The sequence below is a fragment of the Kitasatospora sp. NPDC008050 genome (genome assembly GCF_042957465.1).
Lineage (GTDB): Bacteria > Actinomycetota > Actinomycetes > Streptomycetales > Streptomycetaceae > Kitasatospora.
Genome location: NZ_JBIBIJ010000020.1, coordinates 13,737 through 30,261, shown reverse-complemented (window position 1 = coordinate 30,261; position 16,525 = coordinate 13,737). Strand labels below are relative to the sequence as shown.

General features: G+C 73.4%; 12 protein-coding genes. 1 reads left to right on the top strand and 11 read right to left on the bottom strand.

From position 1 onward, the window contains the following. Positions 1 to 5: 5 nt before the first annotated feature. The 10 genes from ACFZB9_RS30475 to ACFZB9_RS30430 form a co-directional block, all read right to left on the bottom strand. Positions 6 to 986: a helix-turn-helix domain-containing protein gene (locus ACFZB9_RS30475; protein ID WP_391452499.1), complete on the bottom strand. Its 981-nt coding sequence runs from the start codon at positions 984 to 986 to the stop codon at positions 6 to 8. Between the two features lie 195 nt (positions 987 to 1,181). Next, positions 1,182 to 2,600 (bottom strand): pseudouridine synthase, encoded by a 1,419-nt coding sequence (locus ACFZB9_RS30470; RefSeq protein WP_391452497.1) that lies wholly within the window; start codon positions 2,598 to 2,600, stop codon positions 1,182 to 1,184. Between the two features lie 52 nt (positions 2,601 to 2,652). Then, positions 2,653 to 3,261 carry an SMC-Scp complex subunit ScpB gene (scpB, locus tag ACFZB9_RS30465; protein WP_391452666.1) on the bottom strand — a complete coding sequence of 203 codons (609 nt, stop codon included), beginning with the start codon at positions 3,259 to 3,261 and terminating at the stop codon, positions 2,653 to 2,655. Positions 3,262 to 3,574: 313 nt separating this feature from the next. Further along, on the bottom strand, positions 3,575 to 4,510 hold the full coding sequence (locus tag ACFZB9_RS30460; RefSeq protein ID WP_391452495.1) for a segregation and condensation protein A: 936 nt from the start codon (positions 4,508 to 4,510) through the stop codon (positions 3,575 to 3,577). Between the two features lie 29 nt (positions 4,511 to 4,539). Next, positions 4,540 to 5,055 (bottom strand): hypothetical protein, encoded by a 516-nt coding sequence (locus ACFZB9_RS30455; protein WP_391452665.1) that lies wholly within the window; start codon positions 5,053 to 5,055, stop codon positions 4,540 to 4,542. A 41-nt stretch (positions 5,056 to 5,096) separates the two neighbouring features. Then, a complete protein-coding gene (locus tag ACFZB9_RS30450) occupies positions 5,097 to 6,152 on the bottom strand; it encodes a ParA family protein (RefSeq protein WP_391452664.1) in 1,056 nt (351 codons plus the stop codon). A 432-nt stretch (positions 6,153 to 6,584) separates the two neighbouring features. After that, complete coding sequence (gene ald, locus ACFZB9_RS30445) at positions 6,585 to 7,703, bottom strand: alanine dehydrogenase (RefSeq protein ID WP_391452493.1); 1,119 nt, start codon at positions 7,701 to 7,703, stop codon at positions 6,585 to 6,587. 329 nt (positions 7,704 to 8,032) lie between these two features. Further along, entirely contained in the window at positions 8,033 to 9,850 is a 1,818-nt protein-coding gene (locus ACFZB9_RS30440) for an AAA family ATPase (RefSeq protein ID WP_391452491.1), read from the bottom strand. 195 nt (positions 9,851 to 10,045) lie between these two features. After that, positions 10,046 to 10,711 (bottom strand): NUDIX domain-containing protein, encoded by a 666-nt coding sequence (locus ACFZB9_RS30435; protein WP_391452489.1) that lies wholly within the window; start codon positions 10,709 to 10,711, stop codon positions 10,046 to 10,048. A gap of 129 nt (positions 10,712 to 10,840) precedes the next feature. Beyond that, entirely contained in the window at positions 10,841 to 12,475 is a 1,635-nt protein-coding gene (locus ACFZB9_RS30430; protein ID WP_391452487.1) for a CTP synthase, read from the bottom strand. 706 nt (positions 12,476 to 13,181) lie between these two features. Here ACFZB9_RS30430 and ACFZB9_RS30425 point away from each other — a divergent pair. After that, positions 13,182 to 15,170 (top strand): glycoside hydrolase family 15 protein, encoded by a 1,989-nt coding sequence (locus tag ACFZB9_RS30425; RefSeq protein ID WP_391452485.1) that lies wholly within the window; start codon positions 13,182 to 13,184, stop codon positions 15,168 to 15,170. Positions 15,171 to 15,296: 126 nt separating this feature from the next. On the opposite strand, the gene ACFZB9_RS30420 is transcribed toward ACFZB9_RS30425, so the two are convergent. After that, a complete protein-coding gene (locus tag ACFZB9_RS30420) occupies positions 15,297 to 16,463 on the bottom strand; it encodes a glycosyltransferase family 4 protein (protein WP_391452484.1) in 1,167 nt (388 codons plus the stop codon). Between the last annotated feature and the right edge of the window lie 62 nt (positions 16,464 to 16,525).

Genomic DNA, 16,525 nt, shown 5'->3' with positions numbered 1-16,525 from the left:
GCCGGCTACAGCCAGCCGCGCTCGCGGGCCGCCATGCCGGCCTGGAACCGGGTGGTCGCGCCCAGCTCGCGCATCAGCCCCTGCAACCGGCGCTGGGTGGTGCGCGCGCTCCAGCCCAGCGAGCGGGCGATCGACTCGTCGGTCAGGCCCGCCGCGAGCAGGCCGAGCAGCTTGCGCTGGTCCGACTCCGGCTCGCCCGGCCCCGGCTCGGTGCCGAGCGCGGCCTGCAGCGGCACCGCCCGGTCCCACTCCGCCTCGAAGAGCCCGTCCAGCGCCTGGAGCAGCGCGGAGGGGTGGATCACATAGGCCGCGTCGAGCACGCTGTCCCCGATGCTGATCGGGATGATCGCCATCCGGACGTCGGAGACGATCATCTTCATCGGCAGGGTGCTGCGCACCCGGGCCTCCTCCCCGTCCTGGACACCGATCAGGATCTCGTTCTCCAGCCGGCCGGGCCAGGCCACCGCCTCGCGGTCGTAGACGGTGCGGTAACGCACCCCCGCCTTGAGCCGGGTGCGCTGGCGGGTCAGGTTGGCCACCGGGTCCTGCACATAGGGCGGGCAGTCGAAGCCGCGCACCTGCTGCAGGCTGGTGTCCTGCAGGTGCGCCAGGCGCTGGGCGATCGCCTCGCCGCCGGTGAGCACCTCGACCGAACGGGCCGGGTCGGTGAACCGCGACGCCTCGCGGAAGGCGTCCATCAGCCGGTGCATCTCGGCCCGCGCGCTGCGCAGTTCGGCCTCGCGGTGGCCGATCAGGGTGCCGATGGCGACATCGGGTGCCACGGCCAGGTAGCGGTCCCGCTCGACCGGCGCCCGGGTGGCCATGCCGTGCTGGGCCAGCCTGCTGAGCGCCTTGCCGCTCTGCTGGGCGGTCAGGCCGCAGCGGGCGGCGAGTTCGGCGGCGGTGGACTGCGGGGCGGCCACCAGTGCGGCGTAGACCAGGCCGTCGGCCTCGGAGAGCCCGAGCGCGCTGAAAGCGTCAAGCATGACGTCCCCTCCCCACACATGGCGGCTTCACGCCAATAGTCGAGTGATGTTTTCGTGGCCATCTTCGGCCACGGACGATCCCCGTGACAACCCTGTCCCGACCGACCTGCGCAAATTCGACCCGGAATCCGGCGGGCACGGCAGGGGCCGCGCACCCGGCGGATGCGCGGCCCCTGGACGGCTGGCGGGGTCCGGTCAGAGACCGACCTCGCGCATCAGCTGACCGACCTCGGGGTTGGTCAGCCGGCGCAGCCAGCCCGACTTCTGGTCGCCGAGCGCGATCGGGCCGAAGTGGGTGCGGACCAGCTTCTCCACCGGGAAGCCCGCCTCGGCGAGCATCCGGCGCACGATGTGCTTGCGGCCCTCGTGCAGGGTGACCTCGACGAGGTAGTTCTTGCCGACGTTGGAGACGACCTTGAAGCTGTCGGCGCGGGCGAAGCCGTCCTCCAGCTCGATGCCCTGGGCCAGCTGCTTGCCCAGGTCACGCGGGATCGGGCCCTGGATCGCGGCCAGGTAGGTCTTGGTCACGCCGTAGCGCGGGTGGGTCAGCCGGTGGGCCAGCTCGCCGTGGTTGGTGAGCAGGATGATGCCCTCGGTCTCGGTGTCCAGCCGGCCCACGTGGAACAGCCGGGTCTCCCGGTTGGTCACGTAGTCGCCCAGGCACTGACGGCCGTCCGGGTCCTCCATGGTGGAGACGACGCCGGCCGGCTTGTTCAGCGCGAAGAACAGGTACGACTGGGTGGCGACGGTCAGGCCGTCCACCTTGATCTCGTCGTTCTCGGGGTCGACCCGCTTGCCCTGCTCGGTGACCGGCGCGCCGTTGACCTCGACCCGGCCCTGCTCGATCAGCTCCTCGCAGGCCCGGCGGCTGCCGACGCCGGCCCGGGCCAGCACCTTCTGCAGGCGCTCGCCCTCCTCGCTGGCCGCCTTGGCGCCGGGACCGTCGTGGCGGCGCAGCACCGCGTCCTCGATCTTGGCCTGCAGCTCGCGCGAGCGCTGCGGCGGCTGGCGGCGCGGGTCGCCAGGGGCGCCCTGGCCGTCGCGGCGCGGGCGCGGCGCGGGGCTGGGACGCCGGCCGGCGAAGCTGCCGCGGGCCGGGGTGGCGTTGGGGCCGCCGCCGTACTCGGGACGGTCGTAGCGGCGCTCCTCGGGGCGCAGCGGACGGTCGGGGTACTGCCGACGGTCGTCGCGGCGATCGTCCCGACCGCCACCGGTGTTCCCGCCGCCACTGCGCCCGCGGCCGGCGCCGCCGCCACCGCCGTACGAACCGCCACCGCGGCTGGAACCACCACTGCCGCCGCCGTACGAGCCACCGCCGCGGCTGGAACCGCCGCTGCCGCCACCGTACGAGCCACCACCGCGGCTGGAGCCGGAGCCGCCACTGCCGCCGCCGTACGAACCGCCACCGCGGCTGGAGCCGGAGCCGCCACCGCTGCCGCCGTACGAACCGCCACCGCGGCTGGAACCACCACCACTGCCGCCACCGTACGAACCGCCGCCACGGCTGGAGCCGGAGCCGCCACCGCTGCCGCCGTACGACCCGCCGCCACGCTGTCCGCCCCGGCTGCCGCCGCCGCTACTGTTCCTGCCGTTACCGCTGCCACTGCTACGCATCAAATGTCCGTACGTCGATTCCATCGGAAAGTGCGGGTCGTGCCGGCCGACCTCACTGCGCTTCCCGTGCGCTCGCAGCGGCCACCGCGTCCGCGATCACCGTGCCTTCGAGGGACTCCGCTTCCACGTCGTCGACCTCGGGCAGGAAGGGCGCGAGCTCCGGCAGCTCGTCCAAGCCGCGCAGCCCCATCCGTTCCAGGAAGTAGTTCGTCGTCCGATACAGGATCGCACCTGTTTCGGGCTCGGATCCGGTCTCTTCCACCAGTCCTCGCTGTACCAGGGTACGCATCACACCGTCACAGTTCACACCACGTACCGCGGAGACCCGGGATCTGGACACCGGTTGCCGGTAGGCGACCACCGCCAGAGTCTCCAGGGCGGCCTGGGTCAGCCGGGCCTGCTGACCGTCCAACACGTAGCGCTCGACCACCGGCGCGCAGGCCGCCGCGCTGTAGTACCGCCACCCGCCGGCCACCAGTCGCAGCTCGAAGCCCCGCCCCTGCGCAAGGTACTCCGCCGCCAGCTCGCGCAGCATGTCGGCCACCTCGGGGCGTGGACGCCGCACCACCTGCGCCAGGCGCGTCTCGGTGACCGGCTCGTCGGCGAGCATCAGCACCGCCTCCAGCGCGGGCCGCAGCCCGACCTCCGGCTCGGCCGGCACCGCCTCGGCGGTGTCAAAGACCTCGGGGGCGCCAAAGACCTCGGGGACGCCAGAGGCCTCGGGGGCGGCCTGCGGCGGCACCGGGAGCGGCTCGGCGGCCGGCTCCGCCCACTCCTCCCCGCCTACGCCCGCCGGCCCGGCGGCCGGCGGGCCGTCGTCCACCGGCCGGTCGGCCGGCTCGCCGTCGCCCGCCGCGCCGTCGTCCAGCAGGCCGGGGTAGGCCGACTCCTGCCACTCGCCCTCGCGTGCCTGGCCCGGCAGCCCGAGCGCGCGGCGCGCGGGCCGGCCGCCCGGACCGGCCGCACCGTGCTCCTCAGCGGTCCCGCTCATCCCCGGCTCCCTCTCCTCGCCCCGGCGCCTCGTCGGCGCCGCCGTCGAACTCGTCCGTCACCTCGATCACCGTCCGCTGCGGGTCGGCCACCCAACGGACCGTCAGCTCCCCCAGCGGTTCGGGCTGCTCGAAGGCCAGCGCCCGCTCGCGGTAGAGCTCCAGCAGGGCCAGGAACCGGGCCACCACCACCAGGGTGTCCCCGGCGGCGTCGGCCACCAGGGCCGCGAAGCCGGCCGAGCCGTGCTGGGTGAGGTACGCCGTCACCAGCGCGGCCTGCTCACGGACGCTGACCGCGGGGGCGTGGATGTGGTCCACGTAGACAGCCGGCTCGGGCCTGGGCGCCATCGCCTTCACGGCCAGCTGCGCGAACCGCTCCAGGCCGACGTGGATCACCACCTCCGGCAGCAGCTCGGCGTGCTGCGGCTCCAGGCCCACCGCGCGCGGACGCAGCCGCTGCTCCTCGGCCCAGCGCCGTTCGAAGACGTCGGCCACCCGCTTGTACGCGCGGTACTGCAGCAGGCGGGCGAAGAGCAGGTCACGGGCTTCGAGGAGCGCGAGGTCCGCCTCGTCCTCGACCTCGGCGACGGGCAGCAGCCGGGCCGCCTTGAGGTCGAGCAGGGTCGCCGCGACCACCAGGAACTCGGTGGTCGCGTCCAGGTCCCAGTCCGGGCCCATCGCCCGCAGGTAGGCCATGAACTCGTCGGTGACCTGCGCGAGGGCGACCTCGGTGACGTCCATCTTGTGCTTGGCGATCAGGCCGAGCAGCAGGTCGAAGGGGCCCTCGAAGTTGGCCAGCCGCACCTGGAACGCACCGCGCGCCGGGTCGGCGGCACCACCGACGCCGGCACCGACGTCAGGGACGGTGGCGGCGGGGGCTTCGACCGGGGCTGCTGCGGGATCCGTGCGGGTGCTGGACATCGCGGCCCATCCTCACACGCCGGTCGCGCTCAGCGGCCGCGCAACCGCCGGACCAGGATGCTGGCCTCACCCCGTTGCTCCAGATCGGCCAGGACGACCGCGATGGCCTCCCGCACGACCCGGCCGCGGTCCACCGCGAGGCCGTGCTCGCCGCGCAGCACCAGGCGCGCGTGCTCCAGGTCCATCAGTTCCTCGGCGGAGACGTACACGGTGATCTTCTCGTCGTGCCGCTCGCGCCCGCTGGGGCGCCGGGGCGCGCGCCCGCGCGGGCGGCGCCTGGCCGCGCCGTCACCGGTCTGCTGCTCCTCGGAGCCGGCCGGCCCTGGCACGCCGCCCTGCGGGGCCCTGACCGGGGCGCCGGCGGGGGCACCGGTGATACCGGGCACCCGCTCGATACGGGGGCGCTGGACGGTCGCGCCGGCGGCGCCCGTCCCGGGGTCCGCCGAGGGAGCGTCAGCCGAAGCGGCGTCGGGCTGCTGCGCACCGCTGCCGCCGTCCGCCGGGTCGGCGGCCGGGCGACTGGCCAGGGAGGGCGAGAGCGCCATCCCCCCGGTGGTGCGGAACAGCTCGTCGGCCCCCGGGAGGCTCACTCGACGGGGCGGCACCGGTCGAGCACCTCCCTGGCAAGCTGCCGGTAGGCGGCGGCGCCTACCGAGTTGGTCGCATACGTGGTGATCGGTTCGCCGGCCACCGTGGTCTCGGGGAACCGGACGGTGCGCCCGATCACGGTGTGGAACACGTGGTCGCCGAAGGCCTCGACCACGCGGGCCAGCACCTCGCGGCTGTGCACGGTGCGCGAGTCGTACATGGTGGCCAGGATGCCGTCCAGGCGCAGCTCCGGGTTGAGCCGCTCGCAGACCTTCTCGATCGTCTCGGTCAGCAGCGCGACCCCGCGCAGCGCGAAGAACTCGCACTCCAGCGGCACGATGACGCTGTGCGCCGCGGTGAGCGCGTTGACCGTCAGCAGGCCCAGTGAGGGCTGGCAGTCGATGATCACGAAGTCGTAGTCGGGCAGCAGCGGCTTGAGCGCGCGCGCCAGCGCCGACTCCCGGGCTACCTCGCTGACCAGCTGCACCTCGGCGGCCGACAGGTCGATGTTGGAGGGCAGCAGGTCCATGCCCGGCACGGCGGTCTTCAGCAGCACCTCGTCGGCCGTCAGGCCCCGCTCCATGAGCAGGTTGTAGACCGTGACGTCCAGCTCCATCGGGTTGACCCCCAGGCCCACCGAGAGCGCGCCCTGCGGGTCGAAGTCGACCAGCAGCACCCGGCGGCCGTACTCGGCCAGCGCGGCGCCCAGGTTGATGGTGGAGGTGGTCTTGCCGACGCCGCCCTTCTGGTTGCACATCGCGATGATCTGCGCGGGGCCGTGCTCGGCCAGCGGCGCGGGGATCGGGAAGTACGGCAGCGGGCGGCCGGTGGGGCCGATCCGCTCACGGCGCTGGCGGGCCGCGTCGGGGGCCAGCGTGGCGGCGTACTCCGGGTCCGGCTCGTACTCGGCGTCCGGGTCGTCGTAGGAACCGTAGGCGAACTCGTTGTAGCCCAGCCCCTGCGCGGAGCCCAGGTCGGCCTCGTAGACATCGGGGCCGGCGCTGTGCGCAGCGGCCTGCCGGGCCTCGAAGGTCCGCACGGCGACCGTGCCGATCTCGCTGGCCCCGACGGTGGAATATGCGGCCCCGGTGTCGTCGGTCGGCTGTCCGGAGACGCGCTCCGCCAGTCCTGGCTGACCACCCCCGGGAGCAAATGTCGACTCATTCACAAGTCGTCTTACCTCCTTGGGCATCCAGGGCATTATGTCGATTCGTCAGCCTGACACCATGCCGACGGTTTGCGACTCTAGGCCGTTTCGGGCGTTCGCAGCAACACAATCCACGGTAGTGGGCCCGATGTGTCGGCTGCCCGACCGGGTTCTGTCAAGGGGCGGGTGAGGCGACCCTCGGCGCGTTGACGCATGCCGAAGCCCCCGGTCGGCTGCTGCCGACCAGGGGCCTTCGGGGGTCTGACGGGCGACCGCGCGGCGGTCGCCACAGCGCTCGGCGTTGGGCCTGGCGGGGCGTCAGGCCGGCCTGGCGATGCGTCAGGCGAGCACGCTGTCCAGGGAGATGGAGGGCAGGCCGAACGCCTCGGCGACGGCACCGTAGGTGATCTGTCCTTCGTGCACGTTCAGGCCCTTGGCCAGCGCGGCGTCACGGCGCAGCGCCTCCTTCCAGCCCCGGTTGGCCAGCTCCACGATGTAGGGCAGGGTGGCGTTGGTCAGCGCGTAGGTGGAGGTGTTCGGGACGGCGCCCGGCATGTTGGCCACGCAGTAGAAGACCGAGTTGTGGACCTCGAAGGTCGGCTCGGCGTGCGTGGTGGCACGGGAGTCCTCGAAGCAGCCGCCCTGGTCGATCGCGATGTCGACGAGGACCGAGCCCGGCTTCATCCGGGAGACCAGCTCGTTGGTGACCAGCTTGGGGGCCTTGGCGCCGGGGATCAGCACCGCGCCGATGACCAGGTCGGCCTCGATGACGGCCTTCTCCAGCTCGAAGGAGTTGGAGGCGATCGCCTTGATCTTGTTGCCGAAGATCCGGTCGGCCTCGCGCAGCTTGTTGATGTCGCGGTCCAGCAGGGTCACGTCGTAACCCATGCCGATCGCGATGGTGGCCGCGTGCCAGCCGGAGACGCCGCCGCCGATGACGACGCACTTGGCCGGGTGGGTGCCGGGCACGCCACCGGGCAGCACGCCGCGGCCGCCGGTCGGACGCATCAGGTGGTACGAGCCGACCTGCGGGGCCAGCCGGCCCGCGACCTCGGACATCGGGGCGAGCAGCGGCAGCGCGCCGTTGGCCAGCTGCACGGTCTCGTAGGCGATCGCGGTGGTGCCGGAGGCGACCAGCGCGTCGGTACCGGCCCGGTCGGCCGCCAGGTGCAGGTAGGTGAAGAGCGTCTGGCCCTTGCGCAGGCGGTGGTACTCCTGAGCGATCGGCTCCTTGACCTTCAGCAGCAGGTCGGCGGTGGCCCACACCTCGTCGGCGGTGCCGAGGATGGTGGCACCGGCGGCCACGTACTCCTCGTTGGGGATCGAGGAGCCGACGCCGGCGCCGTCCTCGATGAAGACCTCGTGGCCGTTGCGGACCAGCTCATGCACGCCGGCCGGCGTGATGGCCACGCGGTACTCGTGGTTCTTGACCTCGCGGGGGATGCCGACCTTGGTCACGGTTAAACACGTCCCTCTTGCCATGGGAGTCCCAACCGGGGGAAGACCGGCGGGTGCCCGCGCGGGCAGGCCTCCGGCATGGCCGGGACACGCTGCACTGCGCGACAATGTCGAGTGTAATGAAGCCCAGCAGATCCGCCAGCCTTCCAAAGTGACTAAATACGCTGGACACGTTGGCAGATTCGTAGGCATGCCATGGAGTTTTCCTGGCAAAACGGCTGAGAACCGACAAACCTTCCCATCTCGCCCGGGCCCGGCCGCAAGACCGGCGGCCGCCGATCGGCGGATCCGCCGGCCCAGGGAGTCCGGCCCAGGGACTGCCGGACCCTCTAAGGGGTCCGGTCCGCCCCGGAACGCCGCGCCAGCGCCGCCAACGCGGCCGTCACCACCGCCGAGCCGCGCTCGTCACCGAGCCGGCGCAGCAGCCCCAGCGCCGCCCGGTACTCGCGCGTGGCCTCCTCGAAACGGCGCTGGGCGGCGTGCGCCTCGCCGATCCGGGCCAGCAGCCGGGCCTGGGCGGCCGGCTCGTCCAGGCCGCGCCGCAGCGCCAGCGCCCGGCCGTAGCTGTCGGCCGCCCGCACCGCGTCGCCCAGCGCCCGGTGGCACTCGCCCACCCCCTCCAGCGCGCGGGCCGCGACGGACTCGTCCAGCGGCTCCCTGCTGTGCGCCAGCGCGGCCCGGTAGTGCTCACCGGCCGCGGCCCACTGCCCGGCCGCGGCCCGCAGTTCGGCCAGGTTGAGCAGCGCGGCCGCCGCCCGGCGCCCCGCCCCCTGCCGCTCGGCCCAGGTCAGCACCAGTTGGTGCAGCCGCACCGCGTCGGCCGGCGTGAGCGGACCGGCCAGTGGCAGCGCCCGCAGCAGCGCGCTGGTCAGCCGGGCCGCCGAGCCGTCCAGATCGCCCTGCCCGATCGCCAGCTCGGCCGTCCTCAGCAGCGACTCGCGCTCCCCGAGCAGCCAGTGCCGGGCGTGCGCGGCGGTCCGCAGCCGCAGCGGCCCGGGCAGCGGGTCGGGTGACAGCTGGCCGGGGTCGAGCAGCGCGCGGGCCGAGTCCACCAGGCGCACCAGCCGCTCCAGCAGCCGGGCGCGGGCCAGCTGCACCTCGCCGGGGCGGTCCAGCTCGCCCCGCAACGCGGCCAGTTGGGCGAAGAACCGGCCCGGCACCCGGTACCGCGCGGTGCCGTCGGCCGCCGCCTCCAACTGCTCCAGCAGCTCGCCCTCGGCCAGCGCGTGCAGCGCGGCGGCCGCCTCGGGGGCCGGGCAGCCGCCCAGCGCCGAGGCGGTGCGCAGGTCCACCACGCCGTCCGGGGCCAGCGTCAGCGTCCGCAGCAGCCGTCCCTGGGCCACCGGCAGCGCCCGGTACCGCAGCAGGAACGCGGCCGCCAGCACCTCGCCACCCACCGCTTCGCCCGCCTCGCGCAGCGCCGCGGCCGCCTCGGGGACGGCCGCCTTGGGGTGGGCCCGCAGCCAGTACGCCATCAGCCGCAAGGGGGCCGGGCGCCCGGCGCAGGCCTCGGCCAGCTCGGCCGCACCCACCGGGTCGCAGCTGATCCGGGTGCCGCCCACCAGCCTGGTGAGCAGCTCGACGGCGGCCGGCTCGTCCAGGCCGCGCAGGATCACCGGGTCCAGCCGGAAGCGCTCGGCCAGTGCGCTGAGCGGTCCGCTGGTCACCGCCAGCACCAGGCAGCGCGGCTCGGCGGGCAGCAGCGGGCGCAGTTGCTCGGCGCCGGCCACGTCGTCCAGCAGCAGCAGGGTGTCGCGCCCGGTCAGCGCCTCCCGCAGGCCGGCACAGGCCGGATCCTCGGCGGCGCCCGGCGCGGCGTCCGGCGGCGGGGAGGCGGTCATCGCGTGGTCGAGCGCCGCCAGCAGGCGACGGGCGACGGCGCCGGTCGGCACGGGAGTGCCGTCGGGCGCGCTCAGCGAGGCGGCCAGCACCCGGTGGCCGCCGGCCAGCGAACGGGCGAAGCGGCGGGCCAGCGCGGTGCGCCCGGAGCCGGGGCGCCCGCTGACCACCAGCACCCGGCAGCAGGCACCGGCCGGCCGCCCGGCCTCGGTGCGCAGCGCGGCCAGCTCGGCCGCCCGCCCGGCGAACGGCTCGGGGCCCGGCGGCAGGCCGGCCACCGGCCCGTCGGGGGCCGGACGTGCGTCCATCGTCGCCGTCTTTCTCGCCACCTGCGCCACTCCCGACCCGGTCGCCCAGCTACCCGTCAGCGAAGCGTAGTTCGCCGGGAGCGCCCGGCCGAGCGGACATCGGTATGACCAAGTGGCAAATCACCCAACCGCACTAGGGCCTGTCGTCAAACCCCCGACCGCCGGTGCCCCCTCCAGGGGGATCCTGCTGCGGGCTCAGCCCGCGGTGAACGGTCGGGCCGGCCAGGGCGCGTCCGCCGGGCGCAGTGCCGCCGGTCCGGCGCCGGTCAGCGCCGCGTGCAGCGCGAGGGTGCCGGTGATCAGGGTCGGGTTGTGCAGCTCGCCGGCCAGGATCAGCTCGACCAGCCGGTCCAGCGGCACCCGGGCGGTCTGGATCTCCAGCTCCTCGCCGTCCGCCTGGTACCTCTCCTGCGCGGCCTCGGCCAGGTCGGTGGCCAGGAAGAGCCGCAGCGCCTCGTCGGTGCCGCCGGGCGAGGAGTAGAAGTCGACCAGCACCCGCCAGGTGTCCGCCTTGCAGTGCGCCTCCTCGTACAGCTCGCGCTGGGCGGCGTGCAGCGGGTTCTCGCCCGGCACGTCGAGCAGCCCGGCCGGCAGCTCCCACAGGCGCTGGCGCACCGGGTGGCGGTACTGGCGCACCAGCAGCACCCGCTGCAGGTCGTCCAGGGCGAGCACCGCGACCGAGCCCGGGTGGGTCTGGTAGTCCCGGCGGGCATAGCTGCCGTCGGGCATCAGCACCTCGTCGCTGCGCACCCCGGTGACCCTGCCCTGGAACGGGAGCTGGGTGGCCCGCACCTCCCAGTGCTCCGCCACGTCCCTGATCTCGTGCTCCCTGATGCCGTGCTCCCTGATCCCGTCGGACATCGCGATCTCCCCACTTCTCGTCAGTACGACACAATCTAACGCCGAACGGCGGCCCCGCGTGATCCGCGAGGCCGCCGTTCCGAAGAACCGCCGTTCCGAAGAACCGCCGTTCCGAAGAGACCAGCCGTCCTACTCGGCGCCGGTCTTGATCTTGATCGCCGCGGCCACCAGGCCCGCGAAGAGCGGGTGCGGACGGGTCGGACGGGACTTCAGCTCCGGGTGCGCCTGGGTGGCGACCAGGTAGGGGTGCACCTCGCGCGGGTACTCGACGTACTCCACCAGGTCGCCCTTGGGCGACAGGCCCGAGAAGACCAGGCCGGTCTTCTCCAGGTCGGCGCGGTAGGCGTTGTTGACCTCGTAGCGGTGGCGGTGGCGCTCGTCCACGTACTGCTCGCCGCCGTAGACCTCGCGCACGATCGAGCCCTCGGCGAGCTTGGCCGGGTAGAGGCCCAGGCGCATGGTGCCGCCCAGGTCGCCCTTGCCGTCCACGATCGCCAGCTGCTCGGCCATGGTGGAGATGACCGGGTACTTGGCGGCCGGCTCGAACTCGGTGGAGTTGGCCTCGGTCAGGCCGGCCAGGTTGCGGGCGGCCTCGATGACCACGCACTGCAGACCCAGGCAGAGCCCGAGCAGCGGGATCCGGTTCTCCCGGGCGTAGGTGATCGCGGCGACCTTGCCGGTCACACCGCGGTCGCCGAAGCCGCCGGGGATGCAGACCGCGTCCACGTCACCCAGCTGCTCGGCCGCGCCCTCGGGCGTCTCGCAGTCGTCGGAGGTGACCCACTTGATCTCGACCCGGGCGTTGTTGGCGAAGCCGCCGGCCCGCAGCGCCTCGGTGACCGACAGGTAGGCGTCGGGCAGGTCGATGTACTTGCCGACCAGCGCCACCTTGACGATGTGCTGCGGCTCGTGGACCCGGCGCAGCAGGTCGTCCCAGGTGGTCCAGTCCACGTCGCGGAACGGCAGGTCCAGGCGGCGCACCACGTAGGCGTCCAGGCCCTCGCCGTGCAGCACCTTGGGGATGTCGTAGATCGACTTGGCGTCGATGGCCGCGACCACGGCCTCCTCGTCCACGTCGCACATCAGCGAGATCTTGCGCTTGATGGCCTGCGGCACCTCGCGGTCGGCACGCAGCACGATGGCGTCCGGCTGGATGCCGATGTTGCGCAGCGCGGCCACCGAGTGCTGGGTGGGCTTGGTCTTCAGCTCGCCGGAGGGGCCGATGTAGGGCAGCAGCGAGACGTGCACGAAGAAGACGTTGTCCCGGCCGACCTCGTGGCGCACCTGGCGCACGGCCTCCAGGAACGGCAGCGACTCGATGTCGCCGACGGTGCCGCCGACCTCGGTGATCACCACGTCGACGTCCTCGGTCGCCATCCGGCGGATCCGGGACTTGATCTCGTTGGTGATGTGCGGGATGACCTGGACGGTGTCGCCCAGGTACTCACCGCGACGCTCCTTGGCGATCACCGTGGAGTAGACCTGGCCGGTGGTCACGTTGGCCGAGCCGTGCAGGTTGGTGTCGAGGAAGCGCTCGTAGTGGCCGATGTCCAGGTCGGTCTCGGCACCGTCGTCGGTGACGAACACCTCACCGTGCTGGAAGGGGTTCATCGTGCCCGGGTCCACGTTCAGGTACGGGTCGAGCTTCTGCATCGTCACTCGCAGGCCGCGGGCCTTGAGCAGGGCACCGAGGCTGGAGGCCGTGAGGCCCTTGCCCAGCGATGAGGCAACACCCCCGGTGACGAAGAGGTGCTTGGTCGTCACGGCGCGGCCGTTAGCCGCCTTGCCGGAATGGGGCTGTGCCAAGAGGGGGCTCCCGTGGGTCGCTGTCGAGGATGACGCCGGTGGATGTGCGGTCCGCCGAGCCGACGAAAGGCCGATTCACGGGGTCGTCAGTCAACGGGTCCGGGGCGGTTTATCCACCAGTCCACGGGATACCAGGGTATCAGCGAGCCGGACAGCACGCGGTCCCACGCCCGCTCGATGGCCCGACCGGGTGGTGACGCAGCGCAGCCGGCCACCGAGCTGACCAGGGCGGGCTGACCCGCAATGGTCACTGCCCGATGCCCCGTCCGGCGGCCCCTCTCACCCATGCGGGCTACTTTCACCCCTTGCGCCTGAGCAGACGGCGGTACCTGATCGTTTCCGGGTGCTGACCCCAGCCCCGGCGTCGTATCCTGCACGGACGCATCGCCGACAGCAGAGCAAGCCGAGGACGAGGGGTCCGGACGACACCTCTCCGTCCCCGATGCGCGACCGGACTCCCCGCACCACCAGTTCATTGCCATGCCAGTCCAGAAACCCACCGTGCGCGGTTCACCGATACTGCCGCGCGGCCCTTCCTCGGCCACCGCCACCAGCGGTTCCGAGCGGCCCTTGGCCCTGGCATCCGCGTCACCCCCCGGCCCCGCAGGTACCGCTCTCGCCTCCGTCGGCGACCGCCGAGCACTACCGCGAACTGGAGATGCACGTGGCCGGCCGTATCGAGGACTACGCACTTATCGGAGACATGCAGACCGCCGCCCTGGTCAGCAGAGACGGGGCCGTGGACTGGCTCTGTCTGCCCCGATTCGACTCCCCTGCCGTCTTCGCCGGCCTGCTGGGCACCGATGAACACGGGTTCTGGCGGATCGGCCCCGCCGAGGCCGCCCCCCTCGCTCCCCAGGGCCAGGCCGGCGTGGTGCCGACCGCACCCGCACCCCGTGCTCCGTTCACCGATACGAGTGATCTCAAGGCGGTGCCGAGCAGTGCCTCGGCCCCCGCCGTGCCGGCCGACCGGCGCCGATACCGGGGCGATTCGCTGATCCTGGAGCAGGAGTGGGACACCCCGCGCGGCAGCGTACGGGTGATCGACTTCATGCCGCCGCGGCACCTGAGCGGGCAGGAGCCGGTGCCGCAGATGATCCGGATCGTGGAGGGCGTCTCGGGCCAGGTGCGGATGCGCTCGGCCGTTCGGATGCGGTTCAGCTACGGGAAGATCGTCCCCTGGGTGCACCGGGTCGAGCAGGGCGAGGCGCACCGCACCGTCGCCGTCGCCGGACCCGATTCGGTCTGGCTGGACGGTGAGGCCGAGACCTACGGGCGCAACCTCACCACCTATGCCGACTTCACCATCACGGCCGGTGAGCGGGTGGCCTTCGCGCTCACCTGGCAGGCCTCGCACCTGCCGCCTCCGGAGGTCCCCGACCCCGAGGGCTCGCTGGCGCTGACCGAGGAGTTCTGGCTGGGCTGGGTCGCCCAGTGCACCTACCAGGGCCCCTACCGCGACGCCGTGGTCCGCTCGCTGATCACCCTCAAGGCGCTCACCTACGCCCCCACCGGCGGCATCGTCGCCGCCCCCACCACCTCGCTGCCCGAGGACATCGGCGGCGAGCGCAACTGGGACTACCGCTACACCTGGCTGCGGGACGCCGCGATCACCCTCTCCTCGCTGCTGCGCACCGGCTACCGGGAGGAGGCCCGGGCCTGGCGCGAGTGGCTGCTGCGCGCGGTGGCCGGCGACCCGGAGAACCTGCAGATCATGTACAGCATCACCGGCCAGCGCGAGTTGAACGAGTCGGTGCTCGACTGGCTGCCCGGCTACGAGGGCTCCCAGCCGGTGCGGGTCGGCAACGGCGCCGCCGACCAGCTCCAACTGGACGTCTACGGCGAGGTGGTCGAGGCGCTCTACCTGGCGCAGATGACCGGACTGTCCCGCAGCGACCACGCCCACCTGCTCCAACTGCGCCTGATCAGCTACCTGGAGGAGCACTGGAAGGCCCCCGACGAGGGGATCTGGGAGGTGCGCGGGCCGCGCCGGCACTTCGTCCACTCCAAGGTGATGGCCTGGGTCGCGGTGGACCGCACCATCAAGCTGATCGAACAGACCCCGGCCGAGGGCCCGCTGGAGCGCTGGCGGGCGCTGCGCGACGAGATCCACGCGGACGTCTGCGAGAAGGGCTACGACCCCGAGCGCAACACCTTCACCCAGTACTACGGCGGCACCGAGCTGGACGCCTCCCTGCTGCTGATCCCCCAGGTGGGCTTCCTGCCGCCGGACGACAAGCGGGTGATCGGCACCATCGAGGCGATCCAGCGCGAACTGTCCACCGAGGACGGCTTCGTGCTGCGCTACCCGACCCACGACGAGTCCGGGACGAACGTCGACGGCCTGTCGGGCCACGAAGGCGCTTTCCTGGCCTGCTCGTTCTGGCTCGCCGACGACCTGGCGATGATCGGGCGGGTGGCCGAGGCGCGCGAGCTGTTCGAGAAGCTGCTCGGGCTGCGCAACGACCTCGGGCTGCTGGCCGAGGAGTGGGACCCGCGGCTCAAGCGGCAGGTCGGCAACTTCCCGCAGGCCTTCAGCCACGTGCCGCTGATCGACACCGCGCTGCGGCTGACCGCCTGCGGCGCCGCCTACCTGGCGCCGCAGCCGCTGGCCGCCGGGGCCGCACGGCAGAGCGCGCAGCAGCCGGTCTGACCCGCCGGACAGGCCCTGGCCGGGGCCGCCCCTGGAGTCCCGGGGCGGCCCCGGCTCAGCCCCGGCTCGGCCGCGTTTTCGGTCGCGTTCTCCGTCGCGTTCTCCGTCGCGTTCTCCGTCGCGTTCTCAGTCGCGTTGGACCAGCTCGTCGTAGGTGCTGAGCACCTGCGCGACGGTGGCGGCCTCGTCCGGCCAGGTCTCGGCCTGGGCCGGGCCCGCCTCGGCCAGCGCGGCCCGGCGCCCGGGGTCGGCCAGCAGCTCGCGCACCGCCGCGCCCAGCGCCGCCGGGTCGCCGCCGGGCACCAGCACCGCCGCGTCGCCGACCAGCTCGGGGATCCCGCCGACGGCGGTGGCCACCAGCGGCACGCCCGCCCGCAGCGCCTCCTGGGCGACCAGCGAGCGGGCCTCCCAGCGGCTGCTGATCACCACCAGATCGGCGGCGGCCAGCAGTTCGGGCACATCGGTGCGGTGGCCGAGCAGCCGCACCGGCAGCCGCCCGGCGGCCGCCCGGTCGGCCAGTTCCTGGGCCTGCGGACCGTCCCCGGCCAGCAGCACCAGCGGGCGCGGCTCGTCGCGCAGCTCCCGGGTGGCTTCCAGCAGCTGGCCGAACCCCTTGTGCGGGACGAGCCGGCCGACGGCCAGCACCAGCGGGCGGTCCAGCTCGCCGGGGCCCAGCAGCGCGGCCCGGGCCGCCGCCCGGTCCAGGTGGCCGACGGCCAGCGGCGGGGCGGCCACCGGGCCGAGCCGGGCATCGCTGGCGCCCAGCTCACGGGCCCGGGCCACCAGGTCGGAGGAGGCGCCGAGCACCAGGTCGGCGGCCCGGGCCACCCGGCGCTCCATCAGCCGCTGCAGCCGCCGCTCCAGACCGGTGGCCAGCAGGGCGTGGTGGAACGTCACCACCAGCGGCGTCTCGGGCCGCAGCCCGGGCAGCCGCCCGGCGGTGCGCAGCGCGAGGTCGGCCAGCAGCCCGGCCCGCAGGCCGTGCGCGTGCACCAGGTCGGCGCTGGTGAAGGCGCGGCGCAGCTCCCCGATCGCGGCGGCATCGCTGCGGGCGCCCGAGGTCGCGGTGATCTCCACCGGATGGAAGACCGCACCGGTGCGGGAGAAGCCGAAGAGCGCGTCGGACTCGGCCGGCGCGCACAGGGTGACTTTCACGCCGTGCGCGGTCAGGCCCTGGGCCAGTGAGCGCACATGGGCGCCGATCCCGCCGCTGCCGGCGGACAGCACCAGCACCACGTGCAGCTGGCCCGGGTCCGGGCCGTTCGCACTGTCCCGGGCGGAGGAATGGTCCACGTCGTTTCGCTCCGACATCAGTTCTGGGAACCCGCTCACATCTGATTCCGTCGCCACCATGC